Here is a 21,080-nt window from a genome sequence, read left to right as displayed (position 1 = left end):
GAGGGACCGTGAACAGCTGTACGAAGCCGTGCGACCCGGAGGAACTGCGGTCGCTGTTCCTGTTCGAGCACCTGACACCCGAGCAGCTGGGCCGGCTGTGCAGCGCCGGCCGGGTGGAGAGCGCGGAGCCCGGCCAGGTCTACGCCGAGGGCGACCCCGCGAGCTGCTTCTACGTGCTGCTCGACGGCACCGTGGTCACCTCGCGGCGGGTCGGCAACGACGACATCGAGGTCAACCGCACCTCGATGCGGGGCGTGTACGCCGGGGCCTTCCAGGCCTATCTGGGCGACCGGGTCCCGCAGCTCTACACCAACTCGCTGCGGGTCACCGAGCCGTCCCGGTTCTTCGTGCTGTCCGCCGACGACTTCGCGCAGATCATGCGGGACTGGTTCCCGATGGCCGTGCACCTGCTGGAAGGGCTCTTCTTCGGCAACAAGACCTTCCAGCAGGTGGTCAGCCAGCGTGAGCGGCTGCTGGCGCTGGGTTCGCTGTCGGCGGGTCTGACCCACGAGTTGAACAACCCGGCCGCCGCGGCGCTGCGGGCCACCTCGGCGCTGCGCGACCGGGTCGCCGGCATGCGCCACAAGCTCAAGATCCTCACCGCCGGCCCCTACCGGCAGTCCGACCTCGACACCCTGATCGGGGTGCAGGAGCGGGCCGTCGAGCGGATCGCCAAGGCGCAGGCGCTGAGCCCGATGGAGACCGCCGACCAGGAGGACGCGGTCGGCGACTGGCTCGACGACCACGGCATCACCGGCGGCTGGGACCTCGCGCCGGTCTTCGTCCAGGCCGGCCTTGACCAGGAGTGGCTGGACCAGGTCGCGGCCGCGGTGGACGGCGAGCTGCTGGAGAGCGCCGTGCGGTGGCTGAACTACACCGTCGAGACCGAGCTGCTGATGAACGAGATCGAGGACTCCACCTCCCGGGTGTCCGGTCTGGTCAACGCCGCCCGGCAGTATTCGCAGCTGGACCGCGCCCCCTACCAGGTGGTCGACATCCACGAGCTGCTGGAGAGCACGCTGCAGATGCTGGGCGCGAAGATCGGCCCGGAGATCAGGGTGGTCCGGGAGTTCGACCACACGCTGCCGCGCGTCCCGGCCTTCCCGGGCGAGCTGAACCAGGTGTGGACGAATCTGATCGACAACGCGGTGTCGGCGATGGACGGGACGGGCACACTCACCGTGCGCACCTCGCGGGAGCACGGCAGGCTGGTGGTGGACTTCGAGGACACCGGTCCCGGGGTCCCGGAGGAGATCCGGCAGCGGATCTTCGAGCCGTTCTTCACCACCAAGCCGGTGGGGCAGGGCACCGGCCTCGGGCTCGACATCTCCTGGCGGATCGTGGTCAACAAGCACCACGGCGACCTGGAGGTCGAGTCGCAGCCGGGCACCACCCGTTTCCGGGTCAGACTGCCGATCGCCGCCAGCACCCCCGACGCCGAGGAGGCCACCGAATGAGCACCGCTGAAACCCCTGGGATCGACCCGTCCGTGCCGCCGAGCGGCGACGGCTGCGTGGACTGCGACAAGGCCGGCGGCTGGTGGCTGCACCTGCGCAGGTGCGCGACCTGCGGGCACATCGGCTGCTGTGACAGCTCCCCCTCGCAGCACGCCTCCGCGCACGCCTCGGCCAGCGGCCACCCGGTGATCAGGTCGTACGAGCCGGGCGAGGAGTGGTTCTGGAACTACGCCTCCAACAGCTACGTCGAGGACGGCCCGGATCTGGCGCCGCCGATCTGCCACCCGACGTCGCAGTCCACCCCGGGCCCCGCCGACCGGGTGCCCGGCGACTGGCGCTCCCAGCTGCACTGACGCTGTCTGGAGCGCTCCCGGATGACCACCGCACGAGATCTGCTTTTCGTGGCCATGGACATGCCCTCGACCCGGCCGCTGGAACGCGGCGACCTGTCCCTGGCGCTGGCCGGGGCCGAGCTGATCGATCTGCTCGGCCCCGGCGTCGTCACGCTCGACGGCGAGTTCGTGCTGCCCACCGGCCGGACGGCCAGCGCCGACCCGCAGCTCGACCTGGCCTTGGCCGCGGTCGCCCCGGTGGCGGACGGCGAGACCGTCGAGGACTGGCTGTGGCGCCGGGGGCGCGGGCTGTCCGACGCGTATCTCGCCGCGCTCGAAGCGGACGGGCTGCTCGGCCGGGAGGAACGGCGCCGCTTCCTGGTCCTGCGCACCAGCCGGATGGTGCTCGCCGACTCCCCCGGGCGGCGGCGGGCGGCGCACCGCTGGGCGGCCGACGAGCCGGTGCTGCTCGCGCTGGCGGCCGTCATCGGCATCTCGGGGCCGCCCCCCGTCCCCGAGCCGCCCGCCGGCCCGGTCAGCACGATCCTCACCGCCGTGCGCCACGCGGTCGAGGAGCTCACCGCTGAGCGCCACCGCCGCGCGCGCCGCCTCGACGAGGCCCGCCAGACGTACGTCCGCCGCGGCTTCTGACCCGCTCCCCTTCCCCGAGGGAGACCCCGGGGGTGCTGCGTGCGCGGCTCCCCCGGACGCGCTCAAGCGTCCCGCCGGTGGAGAACCGCCAGGCCCGCCAGCAGGCCGCCCGCGGCCCACGCGGTGAGGACGCCCAGCCCCCCGTACGGCCCGATCGGCGCATCGGAACCCGGGAGCGTGGCCTGGACCGCGAGTCCCGCCGTCATGGGTCCGATCTGCTGCAGGTGCCGGTACCAGTCCGGATCGGCCACGACCGACGCGAGGATCGGGAAGAGGTAGAGCAGCCCGAGCACCGCCCCGATCGCCGCCGCGGAATCCCGCACCGCGGTGGCCACACCGAGGCTGAGCAGCGCGACCAGCACCAGGTAGACCACCGAGCCGGCAGCGGCCCTGAGCGCCGGCCCGTGCGCGGGCGAGAAGCCCGTGAAGCCGTTCCCTGGCAGGATCAGCCGCCCGGCCAGCACCGAGCCGCCCACGGCGAGCACGCCGGCGGCCAGCACCAGGCCGGTCAGGACCGCGACCTTAGCCGCCAGGACGATGGTCCTGTGCGGTACCGCGGCGAGCGTGGTGCGGATCATGCCAGTGCCGTACTCCCCGCTGATCAGCAGCGCCGCGAGCACCGCCACCCCGGCCTGCCCGAACTGCACGCCGGTCAGGCTGAGCCTCCCGGGGTCCTGCGAGCACCCGGCGGCCGGGCAGTGGACGGCGGCGGCCGTCGCCGCGCTCACCGCCGCGGTGAGCACGGCGACCGCGGCCAGGAGCCACAGCAGGCCGGGCAGGGTGCGGACCTTGGTCCACTCGGCGTGCACCGCCTGCCGCAGCCCGCTCACGCGTCCCTCCTGCGCAGCAGTACCGCCGCAGCGGCGACCACCGCGGCCGCGTAACCGCACAGCACCCCGAGCCCGCCCCACGGCGGTAGCGGGAAGTAGCCGTCCGCCGGCGTGTAGTCCGCGGCGACCTGCGCGTACTGATGGACGCTCTGCTGTACGGCGAAGGCCGCCGCCGGGGTCAGCCGGGTCAGCCAGCGGGACGGCCCGGCGGGCATCACCGCGGCCACCGCGAGGATGTACGGCAGCACGATCGCGACGACGACCGCGGCCACCGCGCCGGCGCTGCGCCGCAGCACGGCGCCGAGCGCCAGCGCGAGGACCGCGGTGACGGCGAAGAGCGCCCCGGTCCCGACGACCAGCCGCAGGTCGGTCGCGAACGGCGTGCGGTAGAGCGGGAACTGCTTGCTCTTCTGGACCGCCTCGACCAGCGGCACGGCGATCGCGGCGGCCGCCAGCCCGGTGACGAAGGCGACCGCGCCGATCACCGTCGCCTTGGCGGCCAGCACCCGCCCGCGCCGGGGACTCGCGGTGAGCGTGGTGCGGATCAGGCCGCGGCGGTATTCCGCGGTGACGAACATCGTGGCCACCACGGTCACCACCACCAGCCCGGCGAAGGTGCCGATGAGCGTGCTCTCGACGGTCTTGGCGGGCGAGCCGCGCCCTGGCACGTCCGGCGCGACGTCGCCGCTGCCGGTCAGCGTGAAGGTGCCGCCGGACTGCCGGTACCCGAGGTCGGGGAGGCCGCCCGCGCCGGGCCCCCGGTCCGTGCCGCCGACGACGTCCTCGGTCCAGCCGCCGCCCGCCGTGCCCCGCAGCGCCACCGAGTCGAAGGCGGCTGTCGCCCTGGAGGGCCCGCCGCTCGAACTCGACCCGCCGAGCGAGTTGCTGGTGACGGTGTATTCGGGCGAGGTGGCGAACAGCCCGGCCTGGACGGTGGCGGGCAGGCCCGCGAGGTGGGCGGTGCCGATGGCCTTCCAGTGCGTGCCGTCGGCCGAGTCGTAGCCGGTGAGGGTGTCGCCCGCCCGGGTCAGCCGCAGCCAGCGCGGCACGGAGGGGGGGGCGGGGGCGGGCGGACCGGCCAGGTCGTGGGTGTAGTCGTACTGCATCCGTACGCCGTGGGCGCCGGTGAGCGCGACCGCGGCGTACGCGGAGCCCTGCCTGGTGCCGTCCTTGACGATGACGCCGGCCTTAGCCCACGGCTGCACACCGGGGAGCAGGCCGGCGGCAGGGCTGCCGCCGCCCGCCGGCAGCCGGCCGTCGGGCGGGTACAGGCCGGTCAGCGAGGTGATCCGCACGGTGATGCTGCCGTCCCCGGTCAGCGGCCGGTGCACCAGCGTCATGGCGTCGTGGACCTCCTCGCCGCCGGGTCCGGTCAGCGGGGCCCGGTGGCAACCACCGCCGCCGCCGCAGACCATGCTGTTGCCGGCCGCGCCCAGCAGCCCGACCGCGACGGTGACCAGGCCGGCCACCAGCATGCCGACCACCCAGCCGCGTACGGTCCGGAATTTGGTCCACTCCCCGTGCAGCTGCCGCACGAAGCTGTCGCGCCCCACCGGCTGTGCGGAGCGGTACGGAACGGCGGTCGTCGTGGCGGTCATCGGACTCCCCCCGACGGGAACTCGACGGCGTCACGGGTCAGTTCCATGTACGCCTCCTCCAACGTGGCCCGGTGCGCGCCGATCTCGGAGAAGGGCACCTCGGCGCGGCCGAGCAGGGCCGCGACGCGCTGCGCCGCGATCCCCGACACGGTGAGGGTCTCCGGGCCGGTGGCGGCGACGACGGCGCCGGCCTGCGCGAGCACCGTCATCGCCTGGGCGCGGGCGGTGGTGCGCAGCGTGATCCGATCGCCGGAGGCCGCCGCGATCAGGTCGGCGACGCTGGTGTCGGCGATGACCTTGCCCCGGCCGACGACCAGCAGGTGCTGGGCGGTGTCCTGGAGTTCGCTCATCAGGTGGCTGGAGACCAGCACCGCCCGGCCCTCGGCGGCCAGCGAGCGCAGCAGCCCGCGCATCCAGACGATGCCCTCGGGGTCCATGCCGTTGAAGGGCTCGTCCATGATCAGCACGGGCGGGTCGCCGAGCAGCGCGGCGGCGATACCGAGCCGCTGGCGCATGCCGAGCGAGAAGCCGCCCGCCTTGCGCCGGGCGGCGGACCCCAGGCCCGCGTACGCGACGACCTCGTCGACCCGGCGGGCGGGCAGTCCCTGCGAGTGCGCCAGCCACAGCAGGTGGCCGCGGGCGCTGCGGCTCGGCTGCAGCGCCCCGGCGTCCAGCAGCGAGCCGACGTGGCTGAGCGGATTGCGCAGCGCCCGGTAGCGCAGGCCGCCGATCAGGGCGGTGCCCGAGTCGGCCGCGTCGAGGCCGAGTATCACCCGCATCGTGGTGGACTTGCCCGCGCCGTTCGGCCCGACGAACCCGGTGACCCGCCCGGGCGTGACCGTGAAGGTCATCCCGTCCAGTGCCGCCGTGGCGCCGAACCGCTTGCGCAGACCGGACACTTCGATGGTTGCTTCCATGCGGTGAAGGCTAGGGAGCCGGGCGCGCCGGATCGTCCCGCCGTGGAGCGGTCCTTCCCGTCACCACCACGGGGGACGCCGCAGCCGGGTGTCCCCCCTGAGATGTACGGCGATGTCCCTGGCCAGGAGGACGCGGTGGCCGGCGGGGTTGGACACAATGCAGGAGTGAGGCTGATGAACAGCGGGCGAGCGCGGGAGGCCGCGGCGTCCCCGCACGCTCCCGCGGTGACCGCCGCGTTGCTCGCCGCGGCAGCGGTCGCCGAGGCGGCGCTGCGGGCCGCCCTCACCGGCGGGTACGGCAGGTCCTTCACGACCGGGCTGCTGGCCGTCGCCGTCCTGGCCCTGGCCACGACCGTCCCCCCGGCCTTCCTCAGCGCTCCCGCCGCGGCGCTGGCCGTCTCCTCAGGGGCCGTCCTCTCCCTCGTCGCCTTCCGGACGCTGACCGCGGCCGGCGCCCTGGCGCTGCTGCTGAGCCTCCGCCATCTGACGGCGGCCGCACCTGCCGACGGCGCGCCGCGCGGGGAGGACCACGACCGGCCGCGACGGCGCGGCCTGCGGCAACCCGCCGCGAGCGGCGCCCACCCGGAAGGGCCGGATGCCGGCCGCCCGACCCGTGGGGTCCGCCGCACCAGTACGCTGCAAGGCCTCGTGCTGGCCGTTCCGTTCACCGCCGTCGCGCTGCTCGACCCGCACCTGGCCGGCGAGGCGCGCGCGCTGGCCGTCCTGCTCGCGTCCACCGCCCCGGCCGCGGTGCTTGCGGGGGCGGCCGGGGCGGCCAGGGCCGAGGCCCGGGTGCACAGCGCGGCCCGCGAGCTCACCGCGCGGAGCGTGCGGGAGCACACCGCCCGCGGCGAACGGGCGCGTATCGCCCGCGAGTTGCACGATGTCGTCGCGCACCACATCTCGATGATCGCCGTGCAGGCGGAGACCGCGCGGCTGACCACCCCCGGCATGCCCGCCGCCGGCGCCGCGCGGCTCTCGGAGATCGGCGACACCGCACGCGCCGGCCTGACCGAGATGCGGCGCCTGCTCGACGTGCTGCGGCAGGACGCCGAGGTGCGGACCCCGGAGCGGCGCCCCCAGCCGGGCCTCCAGCAGCTCAACGAACTGCTGGACGAGGCCAGATGCGCCTCGGGCGCCGGCGTGCGGCTGATCGTGTCGGGCCCGGCGGCCGCGCTCGACCCGGGCGTCGAGCTGGCCGCCTTCCGTATCGTCCAGGAGGCCCTCACCAACGTACGGCGGCACGCCGGCGGTGCCGCGGTCGACGTCGAACTGCACTACGCCGCCGACGCCCTGTGGCTGCGGGTCCGCGACAACGGCCCCGGTCCGGTGCCGGCCGCGCGGACCGGCGGGCACGGGCTGCCCGGCATGCGCGAACGCGCGGCGGCGGTCGGCGGCACGCTGCGCACCGGCCGGGCGGCGGGCGGCGGCTTCCTGATCGAGGCGTCGCTGCCGGCGGGCGCCGAGGTGGTGGCCCGGTGACGGCCGCTCCCCCGCCGGTGCGGATCATCGTCGCCGACGACCACCACGTCGTACGGACCGGCTTCGCGGCGCTGCTCGACACCCAGCCGGACCTCACGGTCGTCGGCACCGCCTGCGACGGGGCCGATGCGGTCGCCGCGTGCGGCGAACTGTCCCCCGACGTCGTGCTGATGGACGTGCGGATGCCCGTCATGGACGGCATCGAAGCGACCCGCCGGCTCGCCGGTTCCGGCCAGTCCCCGCCCCGCGTCCTCATCCTGACCACCTTCGACCTGGACGCCTACGTCTACGACGCGCTGTGCGCCGGGGCGAGCGGCTTCCTGCTCAAGGACGTGACCGCGGAACGCCTCTTCGAGGCGGTCAGGGTCGTGGCCGCGGGCGAGGCGCTGCTCGCGCCGGGCGTCACCCGCAGGCTGATCGCCGAGTTCACCCGCCTGCGCCCCGCCGCCGGGGCGCGTCCCGCCCCGGAGCTCGCGGCGCTCACCCCGCGCGAGACGCAGGTACTCCGGCTGGTCGCCGAAGGCCTCTCCAACGGCGAGCTGGCCGTCCGCCTCACGGTCACCGAGGAGACGGTGAAGACACATGTGAGCAGGATCCTGGCCAAACTGGGCCTGCGCGACCGCACGCAAGCGGTGGTGACGGCGTACGAAACAGGGCTGGTGACCCCCGCCCACCGCCCGCGCGCCTGACGGCCCCCGCGAAGCGGCGGCGGACCCTCTCGGCGGCCCGCTCCCGGGGGCCGGCGCTCATGGCGCCGCGAGGAGCCCCCACGTGTAGGAGTCGACCACGTCGCCCGGCGCCAGACGGGAGAGTTCGGCGCCGTCGGACGCCAGCGCGACGACCGGCGGGCGGACCGCCGCAGCCGCGGGCGGCGAGATCCAGGCGAGCAGCACCGTCCCGTGCGCCGGCACCGCCACCTCGCGGTCGCCCACCACCAGACGGTCCGCCTCGGCGGCCACTCGCAGCTCCGTCGTGCCGACCCATGGCGCCTCGTGCGCGTGCCCGGGACGCGCCGCCGTGCGGGCCCAGCTCCGCAGGCCGCAGCTGCTCACGAGGTCGATGACGCCGAGCTGGCCGCCGCTGCCCACCGCGCACCGCGGCCCGGGCAGCGCTTCGTCCGCCACAGCGCCTCCGCCCGTCTCCGTCCACCTCCCGGCGGACCGCTCGACCACCGCGCTGATCGGCTCGGCCCGCGCCGAGCCGGGGCGCCAGACGAGCCGGACCGCGGCGACACCCGCGTCCAGGTCGAGGTCGAAGGCGACGACGGTCGCGACCCGGCGCGGCAGCCACCACGGCTGCGGGTCGCGCCCGGCGACCAGTCGCCGTACGACACCTGGCAGGACGCGGTCCGACCGCCGCCGGCGGCGCTCCAGTTCGCGCCGCAGCGCCGCAGTCACCATGTGCTCCACGGTACTGCCGCGACCCCCGTCGCGGCGTCCGATTTCCGCCAGCACCACGGCCGGAACCGCGGGCACAGTCGAGGGTGAGAGAGTACGTCGAACGAAGGGGACCACCGTGACCGTCCACACCACGATCGACAGCCCGATCGGTCCGCTCCTGCTGGTCGGCGAGGAGTCCGCGGCGCCGGGCGGGCGCACCGCGCTGGCCTGGCTGACGATGGCCGGGCAGAAGAACGCCCCCGCGGTGAGGCCCGAGTGGGCGCACCGCCCGGCCGCGTTCGCCGACATCGCCCGCCAGCTCGACGCGTACTTCGCCGGTGAACTGACCCGGTTCGACATCCCGTTCGCCGACAGCGGCACCGGCTCGGAGTTCCGGCAGCGGATCTGGGACGCGCTGGAGGACCTTCCGTACGGGACGACCACGACCTACGGCGAGATCGCCCGCCGGCTCGACGTGCCGCGTGGCGAGATCCGCGCGCTGGGCGCGGCGATCGGCGCGAACCCGGTGTCGATCGTGCGGCCCTGCCACCGGGTGATCGGCGCCGACGGATCGCTCAAGGGATACGCCGGCGGCCTGGAGCGCAAGCGCGAACTGCTCACCCTGGAAGGCGTGCTGCAGCCGATGCTCGGCTGACCCCGCCGTCACTCCGGCGGGTGAATACCGCACGGAGGACCAATCCGGTTCCGGCGGGGCGACGAAGTACGGCCGGAGCGTCCGCGACCGCGCGGGCGCGAAGGAGAGATGGGGCGTGATGGCGACGGATCGCATCGACACCCGGTTGCTTGAACAGCTCACGGAGCAGTCGCAGGACCTGAACAGCGACGCCGTGCGGATCACCGACGAGGCGCTGGAGGACTTCACCGAGGTCGCCCGCGAGCAGACGGCGGCCCGGCGGCGGTGGTGGCGCGGCGGCACGGTGGCCGGCGCGGCCGGCGCCGCGGCGCTGTTCGGCTCGCTGCGGGCGACCGCGGCGACGTCGAGCGACGACGTGATGGCGCTGCAGACCGCCGCGTCGATCGAGAACCTGGCGATCAGCGTGTACCGGACGGCGGCGGCGCTGCCGTTCATCAAGAACGGCAACAAGACGATCGTGGCGTTCATCGCCAAGACCACCGCCCAGCACCAGGCACACGCCTCGGCGTTCAACTCGGCGGCGACCCGGGCGGGCGGCAGCGCCCAGAACGCCCCCGACCCGAAGTACGCGGCGGTCGTCAAGCAGGCGCTGCCGTCCATCAGGACACCGGCGGACGTGGTGAAGCTCGCGATCACCCTGGAGGACGTCGCGGCGCAGACCTACACCAAGAACGTGGGGCAGGTGAGCAGCGCCGAACTGCGCAAGCTGTTCGCGTCGGTCGCGCCGGTCGAGGCGCAGCACCGGGCCACGCTGCTGGCCGTGCAGGCACTGCTGGCCGGGAACATGACCGGCCTGATCGCCATTCCGACCGACGTCGCCAGGCTGCCCGCCGCGGCGGGCAGCGTCGGCATTCCCGACGCGTTCTACCCGACCGCCGGCGCTTCGCCGATCTCCGAGGGGGCCGTGAAGTGACGACCGCGCACGACAACTGGGAACTGCCGATCAGCGAGGCGCAACTGGCCCGGCTGACCCGCGACATGGAGGACGCCCACCGCTCCACGCTGCCCGCGATGCGGGCCGGCGCGGTGGATCTGGCCGCCGAGGTCCGCGACGGCGGCGCCGGGCAGCACGAGCGGCCGCGCGATCCCGGGCGGCGGCGCTTCCTGGCCGGCGCCGGCGGCCTGGCGGCGGCTCTGGCGCTGGCCGCGTGCTCCAGCAGCGACAAGGACACCTCCGCGTCCGGTACCAAGGGCGCGGGCGCGCCGAAGCCGTCGGCGTCCAGCCTCTACACCGGTGATCTGAAGGTCGTCGCGCTGGCGACCGCGCTGGAGAACCAGGCGGTGGGCGCCTACCGGGCCACCCTGGCGGCGGCGAAGGCGGGCAAGCTCGGTACGGTCCCGCCGGCCGTCGCGACCTTCGTGACCACCGCGATGGCGCAGCACTCCGACCACGCGAAGGTGTGGAACGCGGTGCTGACCGGCGCGGGCAAGCCGGCGGTCACCGGGGTGCCGCTGACCAACCAGGCGGCCACCACGGCCGCGCTGGGCAAGGCCACCTCGGTCGGCGACGTCGCGAAGCTGGCGCTCCAACTGGAGGACCAGGCCGCGCAGACGTACGTCTTCGCCGCCGGCGCGGTGACGAGTGCGGGAGGCATCCAGACCGCCGCCACCATCGCGCCGGTCGAGGCGATGCACGCGGCGATCCTGCACTACGTGCTCGGGCAGTACCCGGTGCCCGACGACTTCCTGCCCACCAGCAAGGCGGCGAGCCCGGCCCTGCTGACCGTCTGACCGCCCGGCACCGGCGCCTGCCGGCCGTGCTGCGTGCCACCCGCTCGTTCCGCAAGCACGGCGGGACGAGCGGGTGGCGCGCCGCGGCCGGCAGGTGTCACCCGCCCGGCCTCAGGACATCCGCTGGACGGCGACGATCGCCACGTCGTCGCCGAGCCGCCGCCCGACGTGCTGGAGCAGGTCCGCGGTGAGCACGGAGAGCAGGTCGTGCGGCGGCAGGCCGGTCCAGCCGGCCAGCCGCTCGGCGAGCGGATAGAAGGTGCCGAGGTCGTCGCGGGCCTCGATCACCCCGTCGGTGTAGAGCAGCAGGACGTCGCCGACCGCGAGGTCGTAGCAGTCGATGTGCTGGGCCTCCGGGGTGAGGTCGCCCAGGCCGAGCGGTATGGCGGGTTGCCCGGGCTCCAACGCGAGCACCGTGTCCTGGTGCAGCAGGATCGGCGCGGGGTGGCCGCAGTTCACGATCTCGATGCTGTCGCCGTCCGCCGCGACGTCCACCATGGCGGCGGTCACGAAGCGCTCGAGGAAGTCGGGGCTCTCGGCCGCCTCGGGTTCCGGGTCGGTGCCTGGCTGGGGCGGCGGGGCGTCGGCGAGGTCGGTGAGGTCCTCGCGGAGATTCCGGTCCAGGAAGCCGGGCATGGCGCGCAGCGGGGTGTGGTGGCGGGCGGCGCGGCGGAAGGCCGCGATCAGCATGCTGGCGACCTCGACGGCGGCCAGGCCCTTGCCCTGGACGTCGCCGACCAGCAGCCTGATCCGGCCGCTGCCGAGGTCGGCGGTGGCGTAGAGGTCGCCGCCGATGGCGGCCTCCTGGTCGGCGGCCATATAGGTCGAGGCGATGGCGAACCGGCCGAGCCGGTCGGGGAGCGGGCGCAGCAGTGCCCGCTGGGTGACTCCGGCCACCCAGCGGGACTGGGCGAGCTCGCGTTCGCGGCGGCGGCGGACTCTGGCCGCCATGACGGAGGCCACGCCGACCAGCGCGGCGGTGGCCAGGGTGACCGGGAAGTTGAGGGTGTCCATCTGGCCGTTGCCCTCGGCGGCGAGCGCCAGGCAGGGGAAGGCGGCGAAAGCGACGAGCGCCACCGGGCCGGGGGCGAGGAAGGACGCGCACACCGCGGGCACGGCCACCATCAGGCCGCCGATGCGCAGCTGCGCGCCGCCGGCCAGGTCGATGCCGAGCAGCAGGGCGAGCAGGAGCAGCGGGAACGCGAGCCGGGCCTTCGGTGAACGCGCGAGCCTGGGCAGGCGCGGTTCGTCCGTGCTGCCGCTCGTCACCATGAGACAAAAGTACCGTCACCGGACATACCCCACCTTTCCGCCACGGGCCGCGGGCACGGATCAGGGCGGCGGAGCAGCGGTGCTCTTCCTGATCACCAGATTGGTGGCCAGTTCCATCCGGGTGGTGGAGGTGGTGGACGGCGCGGCCCGCAGCCGCAGCATCATCCGGGAGGCCTCCTCCGCCATCCTGCGCAGCGGCTGCCGGACGGTGGTCAGGGCGGGGCGGGACCACTGGGCGACGGCGACGTCGTCGTAGCCGACCACAGACAGGTCCGCCGGAGTGCGCAGCCCGTACGCGCCGGCCGCTTCGAGCACGCCGATCGCCTGCAGGTCGCTGCCCGCGAAGATCGCGGTGGGGCGGTCAGGACCGGCCAGCATCCGCATGGCCAGCTCGTAGCCGCCCTCGACGTGGAAGTCGCCGAAGGCGATCAGGCCGGGGTCGATCTCGATGCCGGCCGTCGTCATGGCGGAGCGGAAGCCGTCCAGCCGGGCCAGCGAGCACATCATGTCCTCGGGGCCGGTGATGATCCCGATCCGCCGGTGGCCGAGCTCGATCAGATGGCGGGTCGCGGCCAGCCCGCCGGACCAGTTCGCGGAGCCGACCGAGGGCACGTCGGGCTCGGGGTCGCCGGCCGGATCGATGATCACGAACGGGATGGAGCGGGACCGCAGCTGCTGCTTGAACTCGTGCGGCAGCGAGGAGAAGACCAGGACGACGCCGAGCGGGCGGCGGCGCAGGACCCCCTCGATCCATTCGGTGCCGGGCGAGTGGCGGGTGCCGCTCTCGGTGAGCACGACGCTGGCGCCGATCTCCTTGGCCACCTTCTCGACACCCAGGATCAGCTCCATCGCCCAGATGGCGTCCAACTCGTGGAAGACGATCTCGATCAGCGGTGCCTCGGGCGTGCCGCGTGAGGTCCGCCGGTAGCCGTGCAGCTCCAGCAGCCGTTCGACCTTCAGCCGCGTCACGGCCGAAACATCCTGACGCCCGTTCAGCACCTTCGAAACTGTCGAGATCGAGACACCGGCAGTTTCGGCGACCTGGGCGAGCGTGACCCGAGCCTCGTCCACCTCTTCATCCATAAGAGCGCAGCGTACGGCACATCTGAGCGTAACGCTTTGATAACCCGGACCCCGAGGGTTGACCCTTCCGTAGCCGCACCTTAGCGTCACACCGCGCAGCAATTTTCGGCGACGGTGCCGAAATATTTCGAAAGGCTGGACGATGACGAAGAGATGGCTTCCCCGTGCCGCGGCCGGCACCGTGGTGCTCGCGCTCGGGCTGACGCTGGCCGCGTGCGGCGGCGGCAGCTCAAGCAGCAGCGGCTCGGGCAGCTTCAAGGTTCTCGTATACGGCGACGCGAGCAACAAGGTCGAAAAGCAGATCATCGACACGTTCAACAAGACGTCGAAGGTCAAGGCGGTCCTCCAGACCATCCCTGGTGCGGACTACCAGCAGAAGCTGCAGACGATCATCAACACCAAGCAGGCCCCGGACGTCTTCTTCAACTGGGGCGGCGGCAGCATCGCGCCCTTCGTCAAGGCCGGCCTCCTCCTTCCGCTCGACGACTTCATCGCCAAGGACCCCGGTCTGAAGTCCAACTTCCTGCCGTCGGTCTTCAACAGCGCGGCGGTGGACGGCAAGGCCTACGGCATACCGATGCGCGGCACCCAGCCGGTCCTGATGTTCGACAACAAGAAGGTGCTGTCGGACGCGGGCCTGACCGAGCCCAAGACCTGGGACGACCTGCTCAACGCCGTCAAGGTCCTCAAGGCCAAGCACATCACCCCGATCGCGCTGGGCGGCGGTGACCAGTGGCCGACCCTGATGTGGTACGAGTACATGTACGACCGCATCGCGGGCCCCGGCCTGTTCGAGAAGGCCATGGGCGGCGACAAGTCCGCCTGGGACAGCGCCGACAGCCGCGCCGCGCTGGCGAAGCTCAAGGAGCTCATCGACGCCGGCGCCTTCGGCACCAACTTCGACTCGGTGAAGTACACCGACGGCGGCTCGGTGGCCCTGGTGGCGCAGGGCAAGGCCGGCTTCGAGCTGATGGGCTCCTGGTACTACTCCCAGCAGCAGCAGGACAACCCCGACTTCGCCAAGAGCGGCCTCGGCTTCAGCTCCTTCCCGACCGTCGCCGGCGGCAAGGGCGACCCGACGGACGTCGTCGGCAACACCAACAACTTCTACTCGGTGCTGAAGAAGACCAAGTACCCGGACGCCATCGCGCAGTTCCTGAAGCTGCAGTACTCCGACGAGTTCGTGAAGGCGCAGATGGCGATCGGCAACCTGCCGACCACCACCAACACCGTGAACTTCCTGAACACCGCTGCCATCCCGGACTACTCGAAGTTCCAGTACGACCTGGTCAAGGCGGCCCCCTCGTTCCAGCTCTCGTGGGACCAGGCCTACCCGCAGACGGCCAGCGAGGCCATGCACACCGCCGTGCAGCAGTTCTTCGACGGCAAGCTCGACGCCGACGGCTTCATCAAGGCCATGCAGGCCCTGCCCACGTCCTGAACCGGGATTCCCACATGACCACCTCTGCCGAACCCAGGGTGGCAAGGCGCCGGTCCATACGCCGGTCCGGCGCCGCCGTGGCCCGCCCAGGCTTCGCCTGGGCGGCGCCCGCCACCTTGTTCTTCCTGCTCTTCGCCGTCCTTCCCCTGGTCCTGGTCGCGGTGCTGTCCTTCACCGACTGGGACGGCCTGGGCTCGCCCCAGTACGCCGGTCTGGACAACTGGAAAGCGCTGATCCACGACCACGTCATGATCCAGAGCCTGTGGCTCAGCGTCCTGATCACCGTGCTCGGTGTCGTCGTCCAGACCCCGCTGAGCATCCTTCTCGGGGTGTGGGCGGCAGGCAAACAGCGCAACCGGGCGATCCTGTCCGCGATCTACTTCGTACCGCTGCTGCTCTCGGCGACCGCGGTGTCCATCTTGTGGCGGGCACTGCTCGACCCGAACTTCGGCGTCCCCTCGCAGGCCAAGTGGCTCTTCGGTGACGGCAACCTGTTCGGCCACCAGACCAGCGCCATCGGCGTGCTGGTCTTCGTCGGCGCCTGGCAGTACACGCCGTTCCACACGCTGATCTACCAGGGCGCCGCCCGGGCCGTTCCGCAGGTGCTCTACCAGGCCGCGGAGATCGACGGGGCGGGCACCATACGGCAGTTCTTCCACATCACGCTGCCGCAGCTGCGCAACACGATGATCACGTCGATGATCCTCATGGTCGTCGGCGGCCTCACCACGTTCGACACCGTGCTGATCCTCACCCAGGGCGGCCCGGGCACCGACACCACCATCAGCGCTTACTACATGTACCAGAAGGCGTTCAAGAGCTTCGACTTCGGCGGCGGTTCGGCCATCGCCCTGGTCCTGGTCCTCATCGCCACGGTCATCTCGCTCGTCGTCGTCAAGGTCTCCGGCTACGACAAGATGCGCAGTTCCTCGGAAGGCCTGTGATGAAGCGCCGTCCCAACTATCTGGCGGGCCTGGGATCCCTGGTCTGGCTGTTCCTCATCGGCCTGCCGCTGTACGTGATGCTGGCCGCCACCTTGCAGGACCGCTCCGACTACTCCTCGAACGGCCCGCTGGCCTTCCCCAAGCACGTCACGCTGCACAACTACACGCAGGACTTCTCCAACGGCTTCGGCCACTTCTTCCTGAACACCCTGCTGGTCACCCTCGCGGTGGTCGCCATCGTGCTGCTGCTGGTGCCTCCGCTGGCGTACGCGATCGTCCGCAGCCGGGGCCGGATCACCACCGGCATCTTCCGGCTGTTCCTGCTGGGCCTGGCGATCCCCGCCCAGGCGGTGATCGTGCCGATGTTCTACGTCATCAGCAAGGCGGGTCTCTACGACAACCTGATCGGCATCATCCTGCCGACCGCGGCCTTCTCGCTGCCGGTGTGCGCGCTGATCCTCAGCGGCGTCATGCGTGAGATCACGCCGGATCTGTACGAGGCCATGGCCATGGACGGCGCCTCGCCGTGGCGGGTGTTCTTCCAGCTGGTGGTGCCGCTGTCCAAGAGCGGGCTGTCCACCATCGTGGTCTTCTCCGCCCTCCAGGCGTGGAACGGCTTCCTCTTCCCGCTGGTGCTGACCCAGTCCGACTCGTCGAAGGTCATCACCCTCGGCCTCTTCAACTTCCAGACCGAGCACGGCATCGACATCCCCGGCCTGCTGGCCGCGGTCGTGCTGTCGATGCTGCCCATCTTCATCGTCTACCTGTTCGCCCGCCGTGCCCTGGTCCAGGGACTCATGGGCGTCGGAGGAAAGTGACCGGCACCGTGGCCGAAGAGAAGAAGTCCGCTGCCCCCCCATGGAGGAACACCTCCCTCGCCCCGGAAGACCGGGCCGACGCGCTGATCGCCGCGATGACCGTGCAGGAGAAGGTCGCGCAGCTGTTCGGCGTCTGGGTGGGCGCGTCCGACGAGGGCGGCGAGGTCGCCCCGTACCAGCACGAGATGGAGGAACCGGTCACCCTGGAGAGCCTGCTGCCGCAGGGTCTCGGCCAGCTGACCAGGTCGTACGGCACCGCCCCGGTGGATGCCGCGCTCGGCGCGCTGTCCCTGCTGCGCACCCAGCGGCGTATCGCCGCGGCGAACCGTTTCGGCATACCGGCCGTCGCGCACGAGGAGTGCCTGGCCGGCTTCGCCACCTGGGGCGCCACCGCCTACCCCGTACCGCTGTCGTGGGGTGCCAGTTTCGACCCCGAGCTCGTCCGCACCATGGCGGGCAGGATCGGGCGCGACATGCGTGCCGTCGGCGTGCACCAGGGCCTGGCCCCGGTGCTCGACGTGGTGCGCGACGCCCGCTGGGGACGGGTCGAGGAGACGATCGGCGAGGACCCGTATCTCATCGGCACCGTCGGCACCGCCTACGTCCAGGGCCTGGAGTCCGCCGGGATCGTGGCGACGCTCAAGCACTTCGTGGGCTACTCCGCCTCCCGCGCCGGGCGCAACCTCGCGCCGGTCGGCATGGGCGGCAGGGAACGCGCCGACGTGATGCTGGCACCGTTCGAGATGGCGCTGCGCGAGAGCGGCGTCCGCTCGGTCATGCACGCCTACACCGACACCGACGGCATACCGTCGGCGGCGGACGAGGAGCTGCTGACCGGGCTGCTGCGCGAGACCTGGGGCTTCACCGGGACGGTCGTCGCCGACTACTTCGGCGTCGCCTTCCTCAAGACCTTGCACGGCGTGGCCGGCACCCTCGGCGAGGCGGCCGGCGCCGCGCTCGCGGCGGGCGTCGACATCGAGCTGCCCACCGTCAAGGCGTTCGGCGAGCCGCTGCTCAAAGCGCTCGCCGACGGGCAGGTCTCCGAGGCGCACGTGGACCGCGCGCTGCGCCGGGTGCTGGTGCAGAAGGTGCAGCTCGGGCTGCTCGACCCGGACTGGGACCCGGTGCCCGAGGCGCTGGCGGGCGCCGACCTCGACGACACCGCGGCGCTTCGCGGTTCTGTCGACCTCGACCCGGCGGAGAACCGCGCCATCGCCCGGCGGATCGCCGAGCGCAGCGTCGTCCTGCTGCGCAACGACGGCACCCTGCCGCTGGAGCGCCCGGCCAGGATCGCGGTCATCGGCCCCAACGCCGAGGTCCCCACCGCGGTGCTCGGCTGCTACTCCTTCCCCGTGCACGTCGGCGGGCAGCATCCCGAGATGCCGCTCGGCATCGAGCTGCCCACCCTGCGCGAGGCGCTGGCCGCCGAATTTCCCGGCAGCGAGGTCGTCACCGCCGCCGGTTGCGGCGTCGACACCGACGACACCGGGGGCTTCGCCGAGGCGGTACGGCTGGCCGCCGGCGCGGACGTCGTCGTCCTCGCCCTCGGTGACCGGGCCGGGCTCTTCGGCCGCGGCACCAGCGGCGAGGGCTGCGACGCCGAGACCCTGGCGCTGCCCGGCGTCCAGCAGCAACTGCTCGACACGCTGCTCGACACGGGCACCCCGGTGGTCGTCACGATGCTGGCCGGGCGGCCCTACGTGCTCGGCCGGGCGGTGACCGAGGCCGCCGCGATCGTGCAGACGTTCTTCCCCGGTGAGGAGGGCACCGGCGCTGTCGCCGGCGTGCTGTCGGGCCGGGTGGAGCCGTCAGGACGGCTCCCGGTGAGCATCCCCCGGCAGGCCGGCACCCAGCCGACCACCTACCTGGCGGCCAAGCTCGGCCAGTCCAGCGAGTCGTCCAACATCGACCCGACGCCGGCCTTCGGCTTCGGCCACGGCCTGACGTACACCGCCTTCCAGTGGGCGGATCTGGACGTGCCGGACCTGCAGGCCGGGACGGACGGCGAGATCCGGCTGGCGTTCACCGTCCGCAACACCGGTGAGCGGGAGGGCACCGAGGTGGTGCAGCTGTACCTGCACGACCCGGTCGCCTCCGTGGTGCAGCCGGTGCAGCGGCTGGCCGGCTACCGGCGGGTGCACCTGGCACCCGGGCAGTCCGCCCGGGTCGAGGTCGTCGTGCCGGCCGACCTGGCGTCCTTCACCGGGCGCGGCGGGCGGCGGATCGTGGAGCCCGGCGAGCTGGAGCTGCGGCTCGGCGCGTCGTCCACGGACCTGCGGCTGACGGTCATCGCCACGCTGACCGGCCAGGTGCGGGAGCTGGACCACACACGCCGGCTGCACGCGACGTTCAGCACCTCCAAGGAGCCGCTGCCGCAGGTGTGAGCGGAGGGCCGGCGGGCGGCCCTGGCGGCGCACCGCAACCCCTCGACGCGGCGGCGGCCACCGGTGAACCACCGGTGGCCGCCGCCGCGTTCGTACACCTGGGCGGTCAGTCCAGGCTGAGCACCTGGCGCAGGACGCTGCCCAGCTCGGCCGCCGGGTCGGCGCAGCCGGCGGTGGCGCGCCAGGCGACGAAGCCGTCGGGGCGCACCAGCAGCGCGCCGTCCTCGCCGGTGCCGTGCGCCGCGGACCAGTCCGCGTCGGGCTCGGTCACCAGGTCGGCGTCCTGGCCCGCACCGACCCGGTAGCGCTCCAGCGGCACGCCGAGCTCGTCGGCGACCCGGGCCGCGGCGCTGTGCCACGCCTCACCGCCGGCGCTCCCGGCGCCGGTGAGCAGCACCGGCACCCGCTCGTACAGGTCGAGGGTGGAGAGCCGTTCGCCGCCCCGGGTGACCCACAGGTGCGGTGCCCGGGTGCCGGGCTCGCCCAGCCACAGCCGCGGCCCGCCCCCAGCGGCGCCCGCGGGCCTGCCGCCGCCGGGCGCCCGCGGACCGGCAGCGGCACCGGCCGCCGCGCGCTCGCCGCCGCGCACGCCGGGGCCACCGGCGCCTGCGGTGGGCCGACCGGGCGCCTGCGTGCCGCGGTCGGCCGGCGGGCCGCCGGCGGCCGGGAGGGAGGGGCCGCCGGGCGGCTCCTCGACGGTGTCCCCGGCGTCCGGCAGGTCGGGCAGGGTCGGGACGACCGGGCCGCCGCTGCCGCCCGGGCCGGCCGGCGGCGCCGGCGGGCCCTCGGGGACCACCGGGCGCCGCGGGTCGACGCCGACGACGGCGCCGGCCGGGTAGCGGTAGCCCAGCGCGACGGTCAGCACGCCGCTCTGCCGGTTGCCGCCGGCCGGGGCGGCGTCGTAACCCGGATGGCTGTGCTCGGCCGAGCGCTCCGAGGCGCGGGCGCTGGTGGCCACGGCGACCGGGCGGCGCTCGGCGCCGTAGGTCTCCAGCAGGCCGGGGCCCGCCCAGCCGCCGAGGACCGCGGCGAGCTTCCAGGCCAGGTTGTGGCCGTCCTGGATTCCGGTGTTGGAGCCGAACGCCCCGGTCGGCGACATCTCGTGGGCGGCGTCGCCGGCCAGCAGCACCCGGCCGTCGCTGTAGCGTTCCGCCACCCGCTCGGCGGCGTGCCAGGGGGCCTTCCCGGTGATCTCGACCTCCAGGCCCGGCACGCCGACCGCGGTGCGGATGTGCGCGGCGCACCGCTCGTCGGTGAAGGCTTCGAGGGGTTCGCCGCGGTCGGGGTGCCAGGGCAGGTGGAAGACCCACTCGGCCTCATTGTCGACCGGCAGCAGCGCACCGTCGGCGTCCGGGTTGGTCAGGTAGCAGGCGATGAAGTGCCGGTCGCCGACGACCTCGGCGAGCCGCTTGGCGCGGAAGGTGACGCTCACGTTGTGGAACAGTTCGCCGGCGCCCGTCTGGCCGATGCCCAGCGCGGTGCGCACCGGGCTGCGCGGCCCGTCGGCGGCGACCAGGTAGTCGGCGCGTACGGTCCGGGTCTCGCCGGTCTCGCGGTAGAGGACCTCGGCGGTCACGCCGTCCGCGTCCTGCGTGAAGGACCGCAGTTCGGCGCCGAAGCGGATGTCGCCGCCGAGCGCGCGGGCCTCCTTCAGCAGCACCGGCTCCAGGTCGTTCTGGCTGCACAGGCACCAGCCCGACGGGCTGAACCTGGCCAGGCCGCCACCCGGGTCGATCTCCCGGAACAGCCACTGCTGGTTGTCGCCGGTCAGCGACTCGGCCTGCAGGATGCCGTGGTTGCGGGCCAGTACGGACGCGGCCGTACGGATCGCCGGTTCGACACCCGCGGTCCTGAACAGCTCCATCGTGCGCACGTTGTTGCCGCGGCCGCGCGGGTGGTGCGAGGTCGCGGCGTGCTTCTCGACCAGCAGGTGGTCCACGCCGAGCCGGCCGAGGAAGAGGGAGGTCGACAGTCCCACCAGGGACCCGCCGGTGATGAGGACCGGTACACGGTCGTCGGACGTCGGTTGCATCTGTTGCTCCAGCCTGTACGGGCACGCGGGGCGCGGCGGCGGTGGGCCGCCGGTGCGGCTGGGGCCTGCCGTCG

19 protein-coding genes are annotated in these 21,080 nt (G+C 73.2%); 12 read left to right on the top strand and 7 right to left on the bottom strand.

The features are described 5' to 3' along the window. Window positions 1-8 precede the first annotated feature (8 nt). From OG702_RS33290 to OG702_RS33280, 3 genes are read left to right on the top strand one after another with little or no spacing between them, the layout of a single operon-like run. Window positions 9-1,457 (top strand): ATP-binding protein, encoded by a 1,449-nt coding sequence (locus tag OG702_RS33290; RefSeq protein WP_327292670.1) that lies wholly within the window; start codon window positions 9-11, stop codon window positions 1,455-1,457. After that, window positions 1,454-1,810 carry a UBP-type zinc finger domain-containing protein gene (locus tag OG702_RS33285; RefSeq protein WP_327292669.1) on the top strand — a complete coding sequence of 119 codons (357 nt, stop codon included), beginning with the start codon at window positions 1,454-1,456 and terminating at the stop codon, window positions 1,808-1,810. The genes OG702_RS33290 and OG702_RS33285 overlap by 4 nt, the downstream gene beginning before the upstream one ends. A gap of 21 nt (window positions 1,811-1,831) precedes the next feature. Continuing rightward, the gene (locus tag OG702_RS33280) at window positions 1,832-2,440 is read left to right on the top strand and encodes a GOLPH3/VPS74 family protein (protein ID WP_327292668.1); all 609 of its coding nucleotides are present in this window, start codon (window positions 1,832-1,834) and stop codon (window positions 2,438-2,440) included. 62 nt (window positions 2,441-2,502) lie between these two features. Here OG702_RS33280 and OG702_RS33275 read toward each other — a convergent pair whose 3' ends face one another. Genes OG702_RS33275 through OG702_RS33265 form a run of 3 tightly spaced genes read right to left on the bottom strand, consistent with a single transcriptional unit; the run spans window position 2,503 to window position 5,785 of the window. Next, window positions 2,503-3,270, bottom strand: coding sequence for an ABC transporter permease (locus OG702_RS33275; protein ID WP_327292667.1), 768 nt, complete (start codon window positions 3,268-3,270; stop codon window positions 2,503-2,505). Next, on the bottom strand, window positions 3,267-4,868 hold the full coding sequence (locus tag OG702_RS33270) for an ABC transporter permease subunit (protein ID WP_327292666.1): 1,602 nt from the start codon (window positions 4,866-4,868) through the stop codon (window positions 3,267-3,269). Before OG702_RS33270 ends, OG702_RS33275 begins: the two co-directional genes overlap by 4 nt. Beyond that, window positions 4,865-5,785 (bottom strand): ABC transporter ATP-binding protein, encoded by a 921-nt coding sequence (locus OG702_RS33265; RefSeq protein ID WP_327292665.1) that lies wholly within the window; start codon window positions 5,783-5,785, stop codon window positions 4,865-4,867. The genes OG702_RS33270 and OG702_RS33265 overlap by 4 nt, the downstream gene beginning before the upstream one ends. A 174-nt stretch (window positions 5,786-5,959) precedes the next feature. On the opposite strand from OG702_RS33265, the gene OG702_RS33260 reads away from it, so the two are divergent. Both OG702_RS33260 and OG702_RS33255 read left to right on the top strand, forming a co-directional pair. Then, on the top strand, window positions 5,960-7,267 hold the full coding sequence (locus OG702_RS33260) for a sensor histidine kinase (RefSeq protein WP_327292664.1): 1,308 nt from the start codon (window positions 5,960-5,962) through the stop codon (window positions 7,265-7,267). Beyond that, window positions 7,264-7,956, top strand: a complete 693-nt coding sequence (locus OG702_RS33255; RefSeq protein WP_327292663.1) for a response regulator transcription factor — start codon at window positions 7,264-7,266, stop codon at window positions 7,954-7,956. Before OG702_RS33260 ends, OG702_RS33255 begins: the two co-directional genes overlap by 4 nt. A gap of 57 nt (window positions 7,957-8,013) precedes the next feature. Here the strand turns inward: OG702_RS33255 and OG702_RS33250 are convergent, their stop codons facing one another. Continuing rightward, window positions 8,014-8,667 carry a hypothetical protein gene (locus OG702_RS33250; RefSeq protein WP_327292662.1) on the bottom strand — a complete coding sequence of 218 codons (654 nt, stop codon included), beginning with the start codon at window positions 8,665-8,667 and terminating at the stop codon, window positions 8,014-8,016. Window positions 8,668-8,782: 115 nt separating this feature from the next. Between OG702_RS33250 and OG702_RS33245 the strand changes: the two genes are divergently transcribed. The 3 genes from OG702_RS33245 to OG702_RS33235 all read left to right on the top strand — a co-directional run bounded on the left by OG702_RS33245 (window position 8,783) and on the right by OG702_RS33235 (window position 11,032). Further along, complete coding sequence (locus tag OG702_RS33245; RefSeq protein ID WP_327292661.1) at window positions 8,783-9,301, top strand: methylated-DNA--[protein]-cysteine S-methyltransferase; 519 nt, start codon at window positions 8,783-8,785, stop codon at window positions 9,299-9,301. A 118-nt stretch (window positions 9,302-9,419) separates the two neighbouring features. Then, a complete protein-coding gene (locus tag OG702_RS33240) occupies window positions 9,420-10,214 on the top strand; it encodes a ferritin-like domain-containing protein (RefSeq protein ID WP_327292660.1) in 795 nt (264 codons plus the stop codon). Then, window positions 10,211-11,032 carry a ferritin-like domain-containing protein gene (locus OG702_RS33235; protein WP_327292659.1) on the top strand — a complete coding sequence of 274 codons (822 nt, stop codon included), beginning with the start codon at window positions 10,211-10,213 and terminating at the stop codon, window positions 11,030-11,032. The genes OG702_RS33240 and OG702_RS33235 overlap by 4 nt, the downstream gene beginning before the upstream one ends. A gap of 111 nt (window positions 11,033-11,143) precedes the next feature. Here the strand turns inward: OG702_RS33235 and OG702_RS33230 are convergent, their stop codons facing one another. Further along, on the bottom strand, window positions 11,144-12,304 hold the full coding sequence (locus OG702_RS33230) for a PP2C family protein-serine/threonine phosphatase (RefSeq protein ID WP_327292658.1): 1,161 nt from the start codon (window positions 12,302-12,304) through the stop codon (window positions 11,144-11,146). 60 nt (window positions 12,305-12,364) lie between these two features. After that, on the bottom strand, window positions 12,365-13,387 hold the full coding sequence (locus OG702_RS33225; RefSeq protein WP_327292657.1) for a LacI family DNA-binding transcriptional regulator: 1,023 nt from the start codon (window positions 13,385-13,387) through the stop codon (window positions 12,365-12,367). A gap of 142 nt (window positions 13,388-13,529) precedes the next feature. Between OG702_RS33225 and OG702_RS33220 the strand changes: the two genes are divergently transcribed. From OG702_RS33220 to OG702_RS33205, 4 genes are all read left to right on the top strand, one after another. After that, the gene (locus tag OG702_RS33220) at window positions 13,530-14,828 is read left to right on the top strand and encodes an ABC transporter substrate-binding protein (RefSeq protein WP_327292656.1); all 1,299 of its coding nucleotides are present in this window, start codon (window positions 13,530-13,532) and stop codon (window positions 14,826-14,828) included. 14 nt (window positions 14,829-14,842) lie between these two features. After that, window positions 14,843-15,772 carry a carbohydrate ABC transporter permease gene (locus tag OG702_RS33215; protein WP_327292655.1) on the top strand — a complete coding sequence of 310 codons (930 nt, stop codon included), beginning with the start codon at window positions 14,843-14,845 and terminating at the stop codon, window positions 15,770-15,772. Then, window positions 15,772-16,590, top strand: a complete 819-nt coding sequence (locus OG702_RS33210; protein ID WP_327292654.1) for a carbohydrate ABC transporter permease — start codon at window positions 15,772-15,774, stop codon at window positions 16,588-16,590. Before OG702_RS33215 ends, OG702_RS33210 begins: the two co-directional genes overlap by 1 nt. Before the next feature lie 95 nt (window positions 16,591-16,685). Then, on the top strand, window positions 16,686-18,974 hold the full coding sequence (locus OG702_RS33205; protein ID WP_327293463.1) for a beta-glucosidase: 2,289 nt from the start codon (window positions 16,686-16,688) through the stop codon (window positions 18,972-18,974). A gap of 106 nt (window positions 18,975-19,080) precedes the next feature. Here the strand turns inward: OG702_RS33205 and OG702_RS33200 are convergent, their stop codons facing one another. Further along, a complete protein-coding gene (locus OG702_RS33200) occupies window positions 19,081-21,006 on the bottom strand; it encodes an FAD-dependent oxidoreductase (RefSeq protein ID WP_327292653.1) in 1,926 nt (641 codons plus the stop codon). Window positions 21,007-21,080 lie beyond the last annotated feature (74 nt).

The sequence above is a fragment of the Streptomyces sp. NBC_01198 genome, assembly GCF_036010485.1.
Taxonomy (GTDB): domain Bacteria; phylum Actinomycetota; class Actinomycetes; order Streptomycetales; family Streptomycetaceae; genus Actinacidiphila.
The sequence above is the reverse complement of the archived record's forward strand: the minus strand, read 5'-3'. Positions and strand labels throughout refer to the sequence as shown.